This window comes from Streptomyces sp. NPDC053069 (genome assembly GCF_044546895.1).
Taxonomy (GTDB): Bacteria; Actinomycetota; Actinomycetes; order Streptomycetales; family Streptomycetaceae; genus Streptomyces.
Genome location: NZ_JBITZN010000002.1, coordinates 397,452 through 414,618, shown reverse-complemented (window position 1 = coordinate 414,618; position 17,167 = coordinate 397,452). Strand labels below are relative to the sequence as shown.

Sequence of the window (17,167 nt, the reverse complement as noted above, 5' to 3'; positions counted from 1 at the left end):
GGCTAGCCTGAAGCGCACCCGAGCGGGCAAATCCGAGCAATTCACAAAGAAAGCGGAACACCCGATCAAAGGGCGATTCCCAGGCACGTCAGCAGAGGAAGCACAGTCATGGCAGCCGGCGCCCCCCGGATCTTCGTCTCGCATCTCGCCGGGGTCCCCGTCTTCGACCCGAGCGGCGACCAGGTGGGCCGGGTCCGCGATCTGGTCGTGATGCTGCGCGTGGGCCGCAGGCCCCCGCGGCTGCTCGGGCTGGTCGTCGAACTGGCCACCCGGCGCCGTATCTTCCTGCCCATGACCCGGATCACCGGCGTCGAGTCCGGGCAGGTCATCACCACCGGCGTGATGAACGTCCGGCGCTTCGAGCAGCGGCCCACCGAGCGGCTGGTCTTCGGCGAGCTGCTGGACCGCCGCGTGCGGCTGGCGGAGACCGGCGAGGAGGTCACCGTCCTCGACGTGTCCGTGCAGCAGCTGCCCGCCCGCCGCGACTGGGAGGTCGACCGCGTCTTCGTCCGCAAGGGCCGCAAGGCGACCGCCTTCCGGCGGGCCAGGGGAGAGACGCTGACCGTCGAGTGGTCCGCCGTCACCGGGTTCTCACTGGAGGAGCACGGGCAGGGCGCCGAGAGCCTGCTCGCCACCTTCGAGCAGCTGCGCCCGGCCGACCTCGCCAACGTCCTGCACCACCTCTCCCCCAAACGGCGCGCCGAGGTCGCCGCCGCGCTCGACGACGACCGCCTGGCCGACGTACTCGAAGAACTCCCCGAGGACGACCAGATCGAGATCCTCGGCAAGCTGAAGGAGGAGCGCGCGGCGGACGTCCTGGAGGCCATGGACCCCGACGACGCGGCCGACCTGCTCTCCGAGCTGCCCGAGGAGGACAAGGAGCGGCTGCTGAGCCTGATGCAGCCGTCCGACGCGGCCGACATGCGCCGCCTGATGTCGTACGAGGAGCACACGGCCGGCGGTCTGATGACCACCGAGCCGATCGTGCTGCGCCCGGACGCCACGGTCGCCGACGCGCTCGCCCGGGTCCGCAACCCCGACCTCTCCCCCGCCCTCGCCGCCCAGGTCTACGTCTGCCGGCCGCCCGACGAGACCCCGACCGGCAAGTACCTGGGCACCGTCCACTTCCAGCGGCTGCTGCGCGACCCCCCGTACACGCTGGTCAGCTCGCTCGTGGACGAGGACCTGCAGACCCTGGCCCCGGACGCCGCACTGCCCGTCATCGCCGGGTTCTTCGCCACGTACGACATGGTGGCCGCGCCCGTGGTGGACGAGTCCGGGTCGCTGCTGGGCGCGGTGACCGTGGACGACGTACTGGACCACATGCTGCCGGAGGACTGGCGGGAGACCGAGTTCCATCTGGACGAGGGAGAGGGGGCGGCCGCACATGGCTCCTGAGCGTGAGAGCACCCGTGAGCGCAGCACCCCGGCGGGCGCCACGGCCGCCGGCCGGCCCCGCGCGCCCCGTCTGGACCAGCCGCGCCCGCCGCGCCACCGGTTCCTGCCCGAGTGGGACCCGGAGGCCTTCGGCCGGCTGTCGGAGCGCATCGCCCGCTTCCTGGGCACGGGACGCTTCATCGTCTGGATGACGGTCGTCATCATCGCGTGGGTGGTGTGGAACGTCGTCGCGCCCCGCGACCTGCGCTTCGACGAATACCCCTTCATCTTCCTGACCCTGATGCTCTCCCTGCAGGCCTCCTACGCGGCCCCGCTGATCCTGCTCGCGCAGAACAGGCAGGACGACCGCGACCGGGTCAACCTGGAGCAGGACCGCAAGCAGAACGAGCGGTCCATCGCCGACACCGAGTACCTGACCCGGGAGGTGGCCGCGCTGCGCATGGGCCTGGGCGAGGTGGCCACCCGCGACTGGATCCGCTCGGAGCTGCAGGACCTGGTCAAGGAGTTGGAGGAGCGCCGCCGTCACGACGGGCACCCCGGCCATATCGTATTCCCGGCAGAACGGACAGAACGCCCCCCGGGACGTGACACAGACGACCGCTGAGGGGCATCCCTCAGGTCCCTCGGCGCGCCGTACCATCGTCCTTATGGCTACGGAAGACGCGGTGCGCGAGGCACTGGCGACGGTGAACGACCCCGAGATCCACCGACCCATCACCGAGCTGGGGATGGTCAAATCGGTGGAGATCGGCGCGGACGGAGCGGTTGCGGTCACCGTCTATCTGACGGTCTCCGGCTGCCCCATGCGCGACACCATCACCCAGCGCGTCACCGAGGCGGTCTCCCGGGTCGAGGGCGTCACCCGCGTCGACGTCACGCTCGACGTCATGAGCGACGAACAGCGCAAGGAGCTGGCGACGGCCCTGCGCGGCGGCCAGGCCGAACGCGAGGTCCCCTTCGCCAAGCCCGGCAACCTCACCCGTGTCTACGCGGTCGCCTCCGGCAAGGGCGGCGTCGGCAAGTCCTCGGTGACGGTCAACCTGGCGGCGGCGATGGCTGCCGACGGCCTGAAGGTCGGCGTGGTCGACGCCGACATCTACGGCCACTCGGTGCCGCGCATGCTGGGCGCGGACGGCCGTCCCACCCAGGTCGAGAACATGATCATGCCGCCGTCGGCGAACGGCGTGAAGGTCATCTCCATCGGCATGTTCACCCCGGGCAACGCCCCGGTCGTCTGGCGCGGACCGATGCTGCACCGCGCCCTGCAGCAGTTCCTGGCGGACGTCTACTGGGGCGACCTGGACGTCCTGCTCCTGGACCTCCCGCCCGGCACCGGCGACATCGCCATCTCGATCGCCCAGCTGATCCCGAACGCCGAGATCCTGGTCGTGACGACCCCGCAGCAGGCGGCGGCGGAGGTGGCCGAGCGGGCCGGCTCCATCGCGGTCCAGACCCATCAGAAGATCGTCGGCGTGGTCGAGAACATGTCCGGCCTGCCCTGCCCGCACTGCGGCGAGATGGTCGACGTCTTCGGCACGGGCGGCGGCCAGCTGGTCGCCGACGGCCTGACCCGCACGACGGGCACCTCGGTTCCCGTCCTCGGCTCGATCCCGATCGACGTGCGCCTGCGCGAGGGCGGCGACGAGGGCAAGCCGGTGGTCCTGACCGACCCGGACTCCCCGGCGGGCTCGGCGCTGCGCGCGATCGCGGGCAAGCTGGGCGGGCGGCAGCGAGGGTTGTCGGGGTTGTCGCTGGGGATCACGCCGAAGAACAAGTTCTGACCGGTACGACGGAGGGGCGCCGACTTCTACGAGCGGCACCCCTGGCCGTCCTGGCGCTCGGCCCCTAGCCTTCCTCGTCCTCGCGCCCCGGGCACAGGTCGAGCGTGGTACACAGCATGATCTCCTGACAGGGGCCTGCTTCGCGGGCCCCGCCCGGCTCGCGTTCGGCATGCGGCACGAACCGCCACTGCGATGCCTTGGCGTGCCGTGTCCGGTCCGCCTTCTCCACATGAGCGTGGAGCGTGCGGGCCTCTGGGTCGTTCGTCTCGACCAGCACCTCGTCCGCGGCGAGCGGGAAGTGGTCGTGCAGCAGGCACAGGCCGAAACGGTTCAGATTCCCGTGCTTGGCCAGTACCGCCACCAGGTCCTTGACGAACTCGGCGTCCTGGGGCCCCAGTCCTTCGGCCTCCTCGAAGCGGGGAAGCGAATTTCGAAGGAGGGCGCCCACCTTGGTGTCGGTCATGGGTCCTCCGTCAATCGGCTGACGGTCACCGGCTTCCATTGTCGACCGCCGACCCGGCCCGTGCAAATGCCACTGGCACGCCCCCAATGGGGTGTGAGTCAGAGGGCCCGCCGTGTGTCCGCGCATGACATGTACAACACCTTGCCTAGATTCACCGGGGACAGGGAGAGGTGTCGGCCCGATGGTGATGACTCGGCGGTGGCGGCTGCTGTCGTTTTTGGTGCTGGTGGCATGCCTGTGGGGGTGCGGCACGGCTGGGGCGGCACAGCGGAATGCCGGTGCTGACTGTCACTCTGACGGCCTCAGGGGAAGCACGGTTCACGCCACGCTTCGGTTGCAGCAGCACAAGCGCGCCCACCCTCAGGTCACTTCTGATTTCACGGTGGACGTGCCCAGGAAGTGGCCACTGGCCACGCATCTGACATTCAGTGAGAACTCTCCGGAATACCGCCAGGCGATGCGATGCCTGTTGCGCGGGGACGAGGCTCCCGGATTGCGGACCGAATGGCACCACGACCCCACGGTGAAGGCCACCGCCGCCTCGGTCGAGGTGCACTACGTCGCGGTCGACTGGATCACCTCGGACAAAACCATCCTGGTAGGCCCTTGGCAGATCGTTCCCCAAGGCAAGAAGTGGGTGTTCTGTCTCCGGCCGCCGACGCTTCGAACGACCCGATGGAAAGACATCGAGGCCGATCTGGGTGGTCTCAATTTCAACGACGTCTCGGAACAGGCGTCGTCCACCACCGAGAACACCCTGGTGTGGCAGAACCAGCTCCCCGAGCAGGTCAGGGGCGAGGTCGTACTGTCCCAGCAGCGCACCTTGGCACTCTTCCTCAGCCGGTCGTCCTGGAGCACGGCAGGCATTGCCGCATGGTGGGTGTCCGCCTCGATCCTGCTGGCTCTGGCCGCGCTCCGCGCCAGGCGCCCCGAAACAGCCACCGCGCAGGGGACGGCCGGACAACCCTCGGGTGCGGTGGTGCCCCAGCGACCGACAGGTCAGGCCGAGAACTCCGGCCCACAGGGCGAAGCAAGCCTTCCGAAGACGCTGCTGCAGTGGGCCCTGCTCAGCGCGGCGGTCGCCCTGACGCTGCGGCTGCTCCTCTCACAGCAGCAGCTGTCAAACCGGTGGCACGCCCTTCTCTGCATCCCCGCAGGCCTGGCCCTGGTTTTCGCCGCCCGCCCGTGGGGCCGCCATGCGCCACCGGCCGCGCCCGGCGCCGTACCTGACGAGTCGGCACGCCCAGAAGACGTCCAGCGTCGCCAGGCGCGCGCTGTCGTCTCAGCTGTCTGTTCGGTTGCGGGCATCGGCTTGCTGGTGGTCCTGGCCCATGATGCCTTCGGGCTTCCTGAGGACCTGCAGCCGAAGACGGCAACCGCCTTGGGGCGCGCGGGGCTCGTCCTGCTCGGCCTGGCGACCATGTGGTTGTGGTTGGCCGCGATGGCCGCCTGGGCATGGCGTTTCGCACGCGAAGGAGGACTGCTGCGCGGGCGCTGGGCCGCGCGGTGGGAAAGGGATCCGGCCCAGTGCGTCGCCGCCGTCGGTTGCCTGCTGGCGGGCGTCGCCGTGGCTCTGCTCGCATGGGCCTGGTGGGTGAACGAGCAACGGTGGCTGCGGATCAGCTGGCTTGTCGAGCGCAATGACTCGGCCGACTACAGCAAATCCGTGAACAACGTCTTGGCGAAATTCTTCTTCACCGACCTGACTTGGCTTTCCGCCTACAGCTGGGTATTGACAGGCATCGCACTGCTGGCCCTGCTGCACTTCCGCAACAGGCCACGCCAGGCACACGGCCGTCGCCGATACGAACGCTTCTCCCGGGGGCCTGACAAATCGGACCTCCTGCTGATCGTCTTGATGTTCGTCTTCTTCGTCCAGCTCAGGGCCACGAACTTCGTCGGCGCCAGCGCACTGTACGGCGTCTGGCTGCCACTGAACATTGTTTCCTTTTACATCGTTCTCGCCATGGGGCGCCGATGGTCCGTAATGAGCCAGCTGGGAGACCGTTTCTGCGTGCAGAGGCTGGGCACCGAGAAACACCGGCGCGAATTGATGGCCAAGGCCCACGAATACCGCAACGTGAACCACCAGATGTACCTGCTGAACCAGGGGCACGCAGGCGCGGTCACCTGCGAGCAACTGGAAGACCAGCTGCGCCGGCTCCGTCAGTGGCTGGTCGCCGCGTGCGCCAGAGGGAATCCGCCGGAGCAGATTTCGGTGCTGGACGTCGCCCTGGCCTGGGGACCGGAGGGACATTGGTGGTCCAACGCGACACGCGCGGCACGTCTCGCATTCTGGTTCGGAACGCCGGCCACTGCGCTCCTTGTCTATTTTCAGTTGCAGGACTTCTATACCCAGGAGCAAGCCCTCTACGGCCCCACCGGCCTGCCGGACTTCATCGCCAACCTGATTCTCTATCAGTTGGCGTGGGGGGCCGCCGGCTTCACCCTCGGAGCGCTGTGGCGTCTGCTGCCCGGACGCCGGAGCCAGGCTCGGGCATGGGTGCTCACCATTGCCTACGGCATCCCCGGATTGATGGCCGCTGCGGTGATCAAGCTCACGGACGAAGATCCCGGTCAGCTCATCCTGTACACCGTGCTCCTGCTCAGCGTCCTGACGCTCACCAGCATCTGGATGGACATGGCGACCTTCCGGGAGGAGCGGCAGTACTGGGCGAGCCCGTTCGCCCTGCTGGTGTCGATCTACCAGCTGCGCGGCCTGTCAGGTCAGATCGCCTGGCTCTTGGTCCAGCTCGTTGCCGCAGCGACGCTTTACCGCAACCTGAAACACTGAGCAGGCACAACCGGCAGGGCCAGGGAGCGGTAGCACCCGGGCCCCGCCCGCTACGCGTACGCGGCGACGTCCTTGATCACGGAGAACCCCAGCCCGTACGCGCTCATCCCCCGCCCGTACGCGCCGAGGTGCACCCCCGCCTCGGTCGTCCCGGCCAGCACCCATCCGAACTGCGACTCCCGGTAGTAGAACGAGGCCGCCGCCCCGTCCACCGGCAGGGAGAGCTTGGACCACTCCGGGCCCTCAAGATCGTCGGCCAGGGCCCACGCGGTCTCCGTCTGCTGGTCCAGCCAGTCGTCGCGCAGGGTGTGGTCCATCTGCCCGGGCCAGGTGAAGGACAGCAGCCCCACCCCGGCCAGCCATGCGGCCGAGGAGACCGAGGTGGCCTCCAGCAGCCCCGTACCGTCGGCGCTCCTGCGGGACGGGTGCGCGGCGACGGTGACGACCACCGCGAACTTCTCCCGGGGCTCACCGGCCGAGCCGGCCTCGCCCCGTACGGTGGGCTCGTCCCCGTGCCCGATCGAACCGTGCTCGACGGCACCGTCGGCCGCCATGCCGACCTGCATCAGCCAGCGCGGCCCGGTGAACGCATCGTCGAGGCCGTACCACGGAAAGGACGCCCGCAGGTAACCGTCGGCCGTACGCCACGCGGAGGCGAGCTGCTGCGCACCCTCCGCGGCCGGCATCTGCGCGCCCACCCGACTCGTCGTGTCCATCTGCCCGGACGCCTCCTCGCTCTCGTCGGACCGGGGCGGCCCGCCCCCCTTCGGGCGTACTCCTCCGGTCCGCACAACAACTCGGCAGCATATCCACCCCGGTGAGAGCCGCAGGGCAGGCGCTGGATGCGTGGGTCGCACGAACGGCCTGTTCAGGCCGTGTGCGACGGGTATGTGCTATGAAACGCGTCACGTGCGCGGCGTGCGCCCGCTTGCGCGTGTCGACGTAGCCGGGGCGGCCCGGCCGCTCCGGCTACGTGGCGTCCGCGTCGAAGGGCGGCCGCTCGTCCTTGCCGAGTTCCTCGGGCTTCTTGGTCATGTCGATGCGCCCACCGGACGACGCAGAAGCAGCAAAGGAAGAATCGGTGTCCCGGCCGTTGACGGCGTCCGTGACCTCGGCCATCTCCTTCTTCAGGTCGAACCCGTTGCGGATCTCCTTCAGCCCCAGCTCGTCATTGTCCAGCTGCTTGCGGATGAACGTCTTGGGGTTGAGGTCCTCGAACTCGAAGTCCTTGAACTCGGGGCCCAGTTCGCTGCGGATGTCCTGCTTGGCGCTCTCCGAGAACTCGCGGATCTTCCGGATCGTGCGCGTCACGTCCTGGATGACCTTCGGGAGCTTGTCCGGACCGAAGACGAGCACGGCGAGCACAATGATCGTCACCAGCTCCAGTGGCCCTATGTCATTGAACACCTGACGCTCCTTGCGATGTCCTCGGTCGCTCAACGGTACCCGGCGTTCCTGTCCGACCGGTACCGTCCCTAGGTGAGACTTCTGTCAGTTCTGCTCCAGAGGTGTCAGTTCTGCTCGGCGGCGCCCAGCCGGAGCGGGACCTGCCGGTCGGCGCCGTCGCGCCGGACCGTCAGCCCCAGCCGGTCACCGGGCCGGTGGGCGCGGATCTTGACGATCAGCTCCTCGGCCGTGTGCACGCGCTGTCCGTCGACCTCGGTGATGACGTCGCCCGGCTTCAGACCGGCCCGTTCCCCGGGGCCGCCCCGGGTCACGGCGGGCCCGCCGCCCGCGCTCTTGCTGTCGATGCGTGCGCCGTCACCGGTGTACGCCATGTCGAGCGTGACGCCGATCACGGGGTGGGTCGCGTGGCCGTCGTTGATCAGTTCCTCGGCGACGCGCTTGGCCTGGTTCACGGGGATGGCGAAGCCGAGACCGATCGAGCCGGCCTGGCCGCCGTCCGAGTCGGAGCCGCCGTCGGCCGAACGGATCGCGGAGTTGATACCGATCACCTGGGCCCGGGAGTCGAGGAGCGGGCCGCCGGAGTTGCCCGGATTGATGGGCGCGTCGGTCTGCAACGCGTCGACATAGCTGACGTCGCTCCCGTCGCCCTGCTCTCCACCTGCCGTGATGGGCCGCTCCTTGGCGCTGATGATGCCGGCGGTGACGGTGTTGGCGAGGTCGAAGGGGGCGCCGATGGCGACGACGGGGTCACCGACCCGCACGTCGTCGGAGTTGCCGAGGGGCAGCGGGGTGAGCCCGTGCACGCCGTGGATCTGGACGACCGCGAGGTCGTAGCCGCTGTCGCGGCCGACCACCTTGGCCTTGACGGTGTCGCCGCTGCTGAAGGTCACGGTTATCGCGCCGCCCGATCCGGCGGGGGCGACGACGTGGTTGTTGGTGAGGATGTGACCCTGGGTGTCGAGCACGAAGCCGGTGCCGGTGTCCGACTGGTCGGTCCCGGTGACGTGCAGCGTGACGACGCTGGGCAGCGCCAGGGCGGCTATCGCGGCCACGCTGCCCGGCGGCCGCCCGGCGGGCACGCCTGCGGCCCGCGGCAGTTCTACGTCACCGCCCAGGTCCTGGCGTTCGACATACGCGCCGACGACCCCGCCGATGCCGGCGGAGAGGAGGGCGACCACGAGAGTCCACACGAGCATGAACCGCTTCGCCCGCCGATTGCGCTGCTTGTCCGTCAGCGCCCCGGCACCGGTCTGCTGCAGTCCTCCGTGCACCAGCACCTGCTCGGTGGGCGAACCGACGGCCCAGGGGTCGTAACGCCGAGCCCCGTTCCCCACGGAGCCGACCGAGGCCGGGGAGCCCACGGGGGCGGGGGCGCCGGCCGCCGGTGCGGGGGTCTCCGGCGCGGGTGCCGATGCCAGGGGCGCCGGCGGAGCCGTCGGTGTGGGTACGGGCGTCCCCTGCGCCGAGGTGGTCGCGGGGTGCTGTACGGGTGGTGCGGGCGCCCAGGGGCCGGGCTCGCCGTATGGCGGGGTGCCGTAGGGGTCGGGGTCGTGCAACGGCTTCGGCCGCTCGGCGGGAGCTGCCCAGGCAGACTCTCTCTGCTCGCACGACTCGTCCACCGCCGGGTTCGCGTCCAGCCCAACACCACTCACCATGGGCCGACCCGCCTCAGCACCACCCGCCGGGCTCGGCGTCGACTCAGCACCGCCCCCCGGACACCCCTCCACCTCGGCACCGCTCGCCAGGCGCCCGCCCCCCTCGGCAGCACCCGCCAGGCTCGGCGTCGACCCAGCACCGCCCCCCGGACACCCCTCGACCTCAGCACCGCTCGCCAGGCGCCCGCCCCCCTCGGCAGCACCCGCCAGGCTCGGCGTCGGCCTGGCCAGTTCGAAGTCGCCGTCGGACAGGGTCTCGGTGCCGTCCGCCGCGGTCCCGGCCGAGCCGGACTTCTTCGGCTCGGCGTCCACCGAACCGACCGGACGGGCCAGGGCGAAGTCGCCCGACGAGACGTCAACCGTCCCGGAGCGCCCCGAGTCCGGATGGGGCTGTGCGGGGCCCTTCGGCTCGCCCGCAACCGGCCCGCTCGCGCCCGGTGTTCCGTCCTCGTCCGTGGTCCCGTGTGCCGCGGCGTCGATGCGGTGGGCCGGTGTCACGCCCGCCGCCTGCTCCGGTCCGGCCTCCGGCGGGACACCGTTGCCCTCGTTCATGCTCTCCCCACGGCTGGCCGTGGCCGCCTGCTTCGGCGGCGGCCACGGAACGTCGACTACGCCCCCGGGTCATCGCCGCGGGAACGGCCCTCACCGGATTCAACCAGGTTCGCGGGCCATGGCGCAGCGGCCGGTCAGGGCGTCGGGCGGGCTGTGGAGGAGGAGGGCGAGGGAGCGGACGGGGTGTCGGGGACGGGGGCGGACAGCAGTCCGGGGGCGGACACTCCGGGGATTCTCGACCAGGCGGCGAGCGGGTAGACCACGGTGTCGTCGAGCGGGCGTATCAGCGGGGAGACGGCGGCCGCACCCGCCGTCACCGGCGCGGTCAGGCCACGCATGGCGTCGCCCTGGGTCTGGCCGGTGCCGGAGAACGGCAGGCCGGGCACCAGCGGGGCGGACATGGAGGTCGGGGCCGCCGGTGTCCGTCCGAGCTGTCCGCTGCCCTGGGCGAGCAGCGGTCCCACCGCGCGACGGCGCCGGCTGTCGGCCGTGGCGGCGCCCGTGCCGGTGCCGGCGGAGCGCGCCGGGAGCACGTTGGTGCCGGTGCCGGATCCGCCGCGGGCGTCCACGGTGGTGTCCCCGGGGATCGCGGTGGTCACGCCGCCGAGGGCGACCGCGGCCAGTGAGACCGCGCCGGCGGCGGCGAACGCGAACCGCAGTCCGCGCGAGGCGGAGCGGCCGTCGTCCGGGCGGCCGACGGGATGGATGCGGAAGCCGCGCTCCTCGGGTGCCGGGACGGCGTGGTCCGGGCCGACGGGGGCGGTGCCGTGCGGGCGGGCGGGGACGTATCCGAACGCGAAGCGCTCGCCGCGCCTCATTCCGAAGACGCCGAAGGCTCCGAAGGAACCGAGGACGCCGGAGGTGCCGGCGGATCCGGTGGTGTCGTCGTCGGGGCCTTCTGCGAAGAGTCCGCCCCCGTGCGGCGACATGCCGTCGCCGCCCGGGTCACCTCCCCCCGGGAGGCCCTGGAGGCGGGCCAGGAGGCTCGCCGAGGGCGGCGGCGGGGCCGCCTCCGCGAACACGTTCTTCAGCGCGCGCTGGGCGTCCGCCTCCGCCTTGCACCGGGCACAGGTGGCCAGGTGCGCGAGGACCCGCTCACGCGTCTCATGACCGAGCTCTCCGTCCACCAGGGCGGAGAGCCGGTCTCCCAGGTGCTGCTCTGCGAGGTGTGCCTCGACAGGTTTCGGCCGTGATCCACTCACGCGGTCGCGCCCCCTCCCCCCAGAGCGGGGACACGGGCCAGGAAGGTACGCCGCTCGGCGGCGCGGGCCTCCGGGGAACGGTGTGCGAGTGCCTTGCGGAGCTGGGAGCGGCCCCGGTGGATGCGGGAGCGGACCGTGCCGAGCTTCACGCCGAGGGTCGCGGCGATCTCCTCGTACGACAGGCCCTCGATGTCGCACAGGACGACGGCGGCGCGGAACTCGGGCGCGAGGGTGTCCAGGGCCTGCTGGACGTCGGCGTCGAAGTGCGCGTCGTTGAAGAGCTGCTGTGGGGTGGGCTCACGGCTGGCCAGGCGCTCGGCCGCGTCCTCGCCGAGGGCGTCGAAGCGGATGCGCTGCTTGCGCCGGACCATGTCCAGGAAGAGGTTGGTGGTGATGCGGTGCAGCCAGCCCTCGAAGGTGCCCGGCGAGTATGTCGACAGGGAGCGGAAGACACGGACGAAGACCTCCTGGGTGAGGTCCTCGGCGTCGTGCTGATTGCCCGTCAGGCGGTAGGCGAGCCGGTAGACCCGGCCGCTGTGGGTGCTGACGATCTCCTCCCACGTGGGCGGAGTCCACGCCTGCCCGTCCGCGTCGGTGGAGAAGGTCGCGGTCTGGGTCTCGCCTGCGGCGAAACCGGCGTGGTGGTCAGCAGCGGTGTCGGTCACGGATTTCGGCCTGCCCGCCGACCCGAGGAAGCGCCGCAGCACTCCGCCCCGATCCCCGGGCGCAGCCGCACCTCCCCTGTCGGCTCTGGTGGTGTCCAGTGGAGCCCCTACCATAGCCACCTCGCCCGTTAGCTCCGGATAAGCGGTTTTACGAGAATTTGATACTCGCTGATACGGCTCGTGCTGCTGCGTCAGGAGTTGCTCGGTGTCCTGATCCACCTCTCCGCCCCCGTCGCGTCGCCGGCCACCGTCTCATCCCTATAAACGCCCGGTCCCATCTGCGGGTTCCCGACACCAACGGATACAGTCACGCCCAGGCAACCATGGGGACGGGAGAGGGTCATTACCGGCAACCGGCAGACGAGCTGGGCGTTCGCCGACGCCTTTGTCGCCGAGGACGAAGCGCTGCGGTGGGCCCGTGACCGGGCCCGCGAGGCAGGGCTGCGCTCGGTGTCGCCCGGCACGGGCGCAGCGCTGCGTCTGCTCGCCGCCTCCGTGGACGCGAAGGCGGTCGCGGAGATCGGCACCGGCTGCGGGGTGTCCGGGATCCATCTGCTGCACGGGATGCGCCCGGACGGCGTGCTCACCACGGTCGACCCGGAGCCGGAGCACCAGCAGTTCGCCCGGCAGGCCTTCCGCGCCTGCGGTTTCGCCAGCAACCGGGCCCGTTTCATCCCCGGCCGCGCCCTGGACGTACTGCCCCGGCTCGCGGATGCCGGCTACGACCTCGTCTTCTGCGACGGGGACCGGCTGGAGTACCTGGACTATCTCGCTGAATCGTTGCGCCTGCTGCGGCCCGGCGGTCTGGTGGTGTTCGAAGGTGTCTTCGCGAGCGGCCGTACGGTCGACTCGGGACCGCAGCCGACCGAGGTGCTCAAGCTGCGCGAACTGCTGCGCACGGTGCGCGAGAGCCAGGAGCTGGTGCCGTCGCTGCTGCCGGTGGGCGACGGTCTGCTGTGCGCCGTCAAGCGATGAGCGGCCCGCCGCGGGGGCCGGGAGACGCGACTGCCCCGGCACCGCGTACGATGCCGGGGCAGTCGGAAGGACACTGTCGCTGGGGCGTCAGACGACGACCTTCTTGAGGGCGTCGCCGAGCGCCTCGGCCTCGTCAGGGGTCAGCTCGACGACGAGTCGACCGCCGCCTTCGAGCGGAACGCGCATGACGATGCCCCGCCCCTCCTTGGTCACCTCGAGCGGGCCATCACCCGTCCGCGGCTTCATGGCCGCCATGCTCGTTCCCCTTCCTGAAACCAGCTCATCGTCTGCCGAGAGCCCTCGGAGGGCATCCGCGGTTCCGAAACGGACACGCGACACCGGCATCGAACACATTGCTTCCCAGCCATTATCCCGCATCGCAGGACCCGATGACCAACATCAGTCGGCATCGCTTGGGCAACGCGCGCGAGCAAAACCACCCAATTCGGGGATGTGGCTGCGATACTGCACCGCTGCACGGAGATCCGCGGAACAACTCCGCTCAGTTTTTCTTTGACGCAGGTCACACGTCCGGTCCGGCGCTCGGACGGCGATCTCCGCCATGCTGTCCTTCATACAGGGACGTACTGAGCGGTACGTCATCCGCGACACCGGAGGGGACATGCCATGGCCGACACCGTGCTCTACGAGGTGAGTGACGGACTCGCGACGATCACGCTCAACCGCCCCGAGGCGATGAACGCGCTGAACGTCGCGACCAAGGTCGCCCTCCGGGAGGCCGCGGAATCCGCGGCCGGGGACACGGCCGTACGGGCGATCCTGCTGACCGCCGCCGGGGACCGGGCGTTCTGCGTCGGCCAGGACCTCAAGGAGCACATCGGGCTGCTCGCGTCGGACCGTGCGACCGGGTCCGGGCAGACGATGAGCACGGTCAAGGAGCACTACAACCCGATCGTGCGGGCCCTCGCCGGGGCGGCCAAGCCGGTGGTCGCCGCGGTCAACGGCGTCGCCGCCGGGGCCGGCTTCGGCTTCGCGCTCGCCGCGGACTACCGGGTGGTCGCCGACACGGCCTCCTTCAACACCTCCTTCGCCGGCGTCGCCCTGACCGCCGACTCCGGGATCTCCTGGACCCTGCCCCGGGTGATCGGCCCGAGCCGCGCCGCCGACCTGCTGCTCTTCCCGCGCAGCATCAGCGCCCAGGACGCGCAGGAGCTGGGCATCGCCAACCGGGTGGTACCCGCCGCCGAGCTGCGCGCCGAGGCCGAGAAGACGGCGCGGGCGCTGGCCGAGGGGCCGACGGTGGCGTACGCGGCGATCAAGGAGGCGGTCGCCTACGGCCTCACGCACTCCCTCGCCGAGACCCTGGAGAAGGAGGACGAGCTGCAGACCCGCGCCGGCCAGTCCGAGGATCACGCGATCGCCGTGCAGGCGTTCGTGAACAAGGAGAAGCCGAAGTACCTGGGCCGGTGAGCCACCAGTAGGGGGCCGCGGGGCGCCGGACGGAGAGCCGGGGGCGGGGGCGGAGGACGGGCTCCCGGCCGCGGGTACGTCGTGGCTGATCGCGCCCACGCGGCGGAGCCGCCTATCAGACACGGCCCCGCCCCTTCGGGGCTCTTGCGGCCGGCCAAGGGGGCGCGGGCTCATACGGGATCGCGGGCTGGTACGGGATGTCGCAGGCTAGTACGGGATGAGGAGGGCTTCCGCGCCCACCGGGCGGTATCCGGCTGCCTGGAAGGCACGCACGCTGCGGGCGTTGCCGGCGGCCTGCTGGGACCAGAGCCACTGGCCGGCGGGGACGAGGTGGCGGGCGGCCGTGGCCAGTGCACGGCCCAGGCCCCGGTGGCGTACGTCCTCGTCCACCTCGATCGCCGTCTCCCAGCGGCCCGCCACGCCCCGGCCGAGGACGACCACTCCCCCGTCCGCCGCCCAGACGCGGACGTCGTCCCGGCGCCTGCGCGCGCCGTGCACGCGCGGGTGGTCGGGGTCGGTCAGTTCCCGCAGATCCACTGGGGGGTCGCCGAGCAGGGAGCCGGCCACGGTGAGCAGGTCGACGCAGTCCGTCGACCGGCCCGTGCGCTCCAGGAACGCGGCCAGGAAGCGGGGGTTCATGGCCGCCGCCAGCTCGTCGCAGTCGAGGGACGCGAGCGTGCCGCGCACCCAGTGCGGGTCCTCGTCGGTGAACACCACGGAGTGCGCGGTGAACGCGATCACTCCGGCGTCGCGGTGGCTCGGCTGCGGCACGACGGTGACCCCGCCGTCGGGCGGCGGGAAGTGGCCGCGGGCCGCCGCGTCCAGGATGCCGGCCAGGGTCGGCGGCCGGGACATGCGGTCAGGCACCCGCGCCTCTCGCCACGCACGTCTCCAGGTGGTCGTCGACCAGGCCGCATGCCTGCATCAACGCGTACGCCGTGGTCGGGCCGACGAATCTGAGGCCCCGTTTCTTCAGGGCCTTGGACAGGGCCGTCGACTCCGGGGTCACGGCCGGGACGTCGGCGAGGGTCTGCGGAGCCGGGCGGCCGGCCGGGTCGGGGGCGTGCGACCAGATCAGCTCGTCCAGCTCGCCCTCGGCCCAGTCGGCGAGCACGCGCGCGTTGGCGAGCGTGGCGTCGATCTTGGCGCGGTTGCGGATGATGCCGGGGTCGGCGAGCAGCCGTTCCCGGTCCTCGTCCGTGAACGCGGCGACCTTCTCGATGCGGAAGCCGGCGAAGGCGGCGCGGAAACCCTCGCGGCGGCGCAGGATCGTGATCCAGGACAGGCCCGACTGGAAGGCTTCCAGGCTGATCCGTTCGAAGAGGGCCTCGTCGCCGTGGACCGGGCGGCCCCACTCCTCGTCGTGGTACGCCACATAGTCCTCGGTGGACAGGGCCCAGGGGCAGCGCAGGGCGCCGTCGGGCCCGGCGAGGGCGGCGCCGGCGGTCATCGCTCGTCCTCCGGGTGGTCGCGCTTGTCCGGGCGGGCGTGTGCGGCGGCGGCTCTCGCGCCGGCCAGCGCGGACTCCAGGTCGGCGATACGGGCGTCCCGCTCGGCGAGCTCGGCGGCGAGCCGGCCGAGGGCGTCGTCGACGTCCGCCATGCGGTAGCCGCGCGGGGCGACGGGGAAGCGCAGGCTCTCCACGTCCGCACACTCCACCGGGCGGTCCGGGGGCAGCGGGTCCTGCAGCCGCTCCGGCGCCACCTCGGGCAGCGGGCCGCTCCCGCTGCCGCCCACCACGGCGAGTGTCACCGCGGCGACCACGACCGCCAGCGCGACGACCAGGAACAAGAACATCACCATCGCCAGGGTCCCCACGCTCTCTGCCGGACGTTGTGCCGGACGCTGAATCTCTCAGGGTCCGATCGTGCCATGCGAATCTGACAGTTAGGGTCGCAGGCGGCCGTACTGCGGGACGTACTAGGAGAGGTCACAGCGGATGCTCAGGCTGGGCAGGCGGGAATTCGGGCCCCATGAGCCGGTGATCATGGCGATCGTGAACCGGACTCCGGACTCCTTCTACGACCAGGGGGCCACCTTCCGCGACGAGCCGGCCCTCGCACGCGTGGAGCAGGCGGTGGCCGAGGGCGCCGCGATCGTCGACATCGGCGGGGTGAAGGCCGGGCCGGGCGAGGAGGTCACGGCCGAGGAGGAGACGCGGCGCACGGTCGGTTTCGTGGCGGAGGTACGGCGCCGCTTCCCGGACCTGATCATCAGCGTGGACACCTGGCGGGCCGAGGTCGGCGAGGCGGTGTGCGAGGCGGGGGCGGATCTGCTGAACGACGCGTGGGGCGGCGTGGACCCCGGGCTCGCGGAGGTCGCCGCGCGGCACGAGGTGGGGCTGGTGTGCACGCATGCCGGGGGTGTGCAGCCGCGTACGCGTCCGCATCGGGTGGCGTACGATGACGTGATGGCCGACATCCTCGACGTCACCGTGGGTCTGGCCGAGCGGGCGGTGTCGCTCGGGGTGCCGCGTGAGTCGGTGCTGATCGATCCCGGGCACGACTTCGGGAAGAACACGCGGCACAGTCTGGAGGCGACGCGGCGGCTCGACGAGATGGTCGCGACGGGGTGGCCGGTGCTGGTGTCGCTGTCCAACAAGGACTTCGTCGGGGAGACGCTGGACCGGCCGGTGAAGGAGCGGTTGATCGGGACGTTGGCGACGACCGCGGTGTCTGCGTGGCTCGGGGCGCAGGTGTACCGGGTGCACGAGGTGGCCGAGACGCGGCAGGTGCTGGAGATGGTGGCGTCGATCGCCGGGCACCGGGTCCCTGCGGTGGCCCGGCGGGGTCTGGCCTGAGCACCCAGGGGCGCCGCCCCCTCGACCCCCGTTTCCCGCCCACC

At 71.1% G+C, this 17,167-nt stretch carries 17 protein-coding genes; 7 read left to right on the top strand and 10 right to left on the bottom strand.

Translation table 11 applies throughout. The features are described from left to right. Positions 1–108: 108 nt before the first annotated feature. From ACIGXP_RS05545 to ACIGXP_RS05535, 3 genes are read left to right on the top strand one after another with little or no spacing between them, the layout of a single operon-like run. Entirely contained in the window at positions 109–1,398 is a 1,290-nt protein-coding gene (locus ACIGXP_RS05545; RefSeq protein ID WP_363216031.1) for a magnesium transporter MgtE N-terminal domain-containing protein, read from the top strand. Further along, positions 1,388–2,002 carry a DUF1003 domain-containing protein gene (locus tag ACIGXP_RS05540; RefSeq protein ID WP_363216030.1) on the top strand — a complete coding sequence of 205 codons (615 nt, stop codon included), beginning with the start codon at positions 1,388–1,390 and terminating at the stop codon, positions 2,000–2,002. The genes ACIGXP_RS05545 and ACIGXP_RS05540 overlap by 11 nt, the downstream gene beginning before the upstream one ends. 43 nt (positions 2,003–2,045) lie before the next feature. Continuing rightward, on the top strand, positions 2,046–3,179 hold the full coding sequence (locus ACIGXP_RS05535) for an Mrp/NBP35 family ATP-binding protein (RefSeq protein ID WP_363216029.1): 1,134 nt from the start codon (positions 2,046–2,048) through the stop codon (positions 3,177–3,179). 64 nt (positions 3,180–3,243) lie between these two features. On the opposite strand, the gene ACIGXP_RS05530 is transcribed toward ACIGXP_RS05535, so the two are convergent. Next, on the bottom strand, positions 3,244–3,642 hold the full coding sequence (locus ACIGXP_RS05530; protein ID WP_399764302.1) for a hypothetical protein: 399 nt from the start codon (positions 3,640–3,642) through the stop codon (positions 3,244–3,246). Positions 3,643–3,823: 181 nt separating this feature from the next. Between ACIGXP_RS05530 and ACIGXP_RS05525 the strand changes: the two genes are divergently transcribed. Then, complete coding sequence (locus ACIGXP_RS05525; protein ID WP_399764299.1) at positions 3,824–6,436, top strand: DUF6185 family protein; 2,613 nt, start codon at positions 3,824–3,826, stop codon at positions 6,434–6,436. A gap of 50 nt (positions 6,437–6,486) precedes the next feature. Here ACIGXP_RS05525 and ACIGXP_RS05520 read toward each other — a convergent pair whose 3' ends face one another. From ACIGXP_RS05520 to sigE, 5 genes are all read right to left on the bottom strand, one after another. After that, positions 6,487–7,152 (bottom strand): hypothetical protein, encoded by a 666-nt coding sequence (locus tag ACIGXP_RS05520; protein WP_399764296.1) that lies wholly within the window; start codon positions 7,150–7,152, stop codon positions 6,487–6,489. A 253-nt stretch (positions 7,153–7,405) separates the two neighbouring features. Then, positions 7,406–7,843: a sec-independent translocase gene (locus tag ACIGXP_RS05515; protein ID WP_399764293.1), complete on the bottom strand. Its 438-nt coding sequence runs from the start codon at positions 7,841–7,843 to the stop codon at positions 7,406–7,408. Positions 7,844–7,947: 104 nt separating this feature from the next. After that, positions 7,948–10,050: a trypsin-like peptidase domain-containing protein gene (locus ACIGXP_RS05510; RefSeq protein WP_399764290.1), complete on the bottom strand. Its 2,103-nt coding sequence runs from the start codon at positions 10,048–10,050 to the stop codon at positions 7,948–7,950. A 134-nt stretch (positions 10,051–10,184) separates the two neighbouring features. Continuing rightward, positions 10,185–11,252 carry a zf-HC2 domain-containing protein gene (locus ACIGXP_RS05505; protein WP_399764287.1) on the bottom strand — a complete coding sequence of 356 codons (1,068 nt, stop codon included), beginning with the start codon at positions 11,250–11,252 and terminating at the stop codon, positions 10,185–10,187. After that, positions 11,249–11,959, bottom strand: coding sequence for an RNA polymerase sigma factor SigE (gene sigE, locus ACIGXP_RS05500; protein WP_363216022.1), 711 nt, complete (start codon positions 11,957–11,959; stop codon positions 11,249–11,251). The genes ACIGXP_RS05505 and sigE overlap by 4 nt, the downstream gene beginning before the upstream one ends. A gap of 234 nt (positions 11,960–12,193) precedes the next feature. Between sigE and ACIGXP_RS05495 the strand changes: the two genes are divergently transcribed. Beyond that, a complete protein-coding gene (locus ACIGXP_RS05495; RefSeq protein WP_351239089.1) occupies positions 12,194–12,892 on the top strand; it encodes an O-methyltransferase in 699 nt (232 codons plus the stop codon). Positions 12,893–12,979: 87 nt separating this feature from the next. Here the strand turns inward: ACIGXP_RS05495 and ACIGXP_RS05490 are convergent, their stop codons facing one another. Next, on the bottom strand, positions 12,980–13,147 hold the full coding sequence (locus ACIGXP_RS05490; protein WP_018544333.1) for a DUF3117 domain-containing protein: 168 nt from the start codon (positions 13,145–13,147) through the stop codon (positions 12,980–12,982). A gap of 372 nt (positions 13,148–13,519) precedes the next feature. Here ACIGXP_RS05490 and ACIGXP_RS05485 point away from each other — a divergent pair, with 372 nt between their 5' ends. Then, positions 13,520–14,323: an enoyl-CoA hydratase/isomerase family protein gene (locus tag ACIGXP_RS05485; RefSeq protein ID WP_399764284.1), complete on the top strand. Its 804-nt coding sequence runs from the start codon at positions 13,520–13,522 to the stop codon at positions 14,321–14,323. 207 nt (positions 14,324–14,530) lie between these two features. Here the strand turns inward: ACIGXP_RS05485 and ACIGXP_RS05480 are convergent, their stop codons facing one another. The 3 genes from ACIGXP_RS05480 to ACIGXP_RS05470 are packed head-to-tail and all read right to left on the bottom strand — an operon-like array spanning position 14,531 to position 16,126. Continuing rightward, the gene (locus ACIGXP_RS05480) at positions 14,531–15,178 is read right to left on the bottom strand and encodes a GNAT family N-acetyltransferase (protein WP_399764281.1); all 648 of its coding nucleotides are present in this window, start codon (positions 15,176–15,178) and stop codon (positions 14,531–14,533) included. Between the two features lie 4 nt (positions 15,179–15,182). Next, complete coding sequence (locus ACIGXP_RS05475) at positions 15,183–15,773, bottom strand: DNA-3-methyladenine glycosylase I (protein WP_363216019.1); 591 nt, start codon at positions 15,771–15,773, stop codon at positions 15,183–15,185. Then, positions 15,770–16,126, bottom strand: a complete 357-nt coding sequence (locus ACIGXP_RS05470) for a DivIVA domain-containing protein (RefSeq protein WP_363216018.1) — start codon at positions 16,124–16,126, stop codon at positions 15,770–15,772. The genes ACIGXP_RS05475 and ACIGXP_RS05470 overlap by 4 nt, the downstream gene beginning before the upstream one ends. A 136-nt stretch (positions 16,127–16,262) precedes the next feature. On the opposite strand from ACIGXP_RS05470, the gene folP reads away from it, so the two are divergent. After that, positions 16,263–17,123: a dihydropteroate synthase gene (folP, locus tag ACIGXP_RS05465; protein ID WP_399764276.1), complete on the top strand. Its 861-nt coding sequence runs from the start codon at positions 16,263–16,265 to the stop codon at positions 17,121–17,123. Positions 17,124–17,167 lie beyond the last annotated feature (44 nt).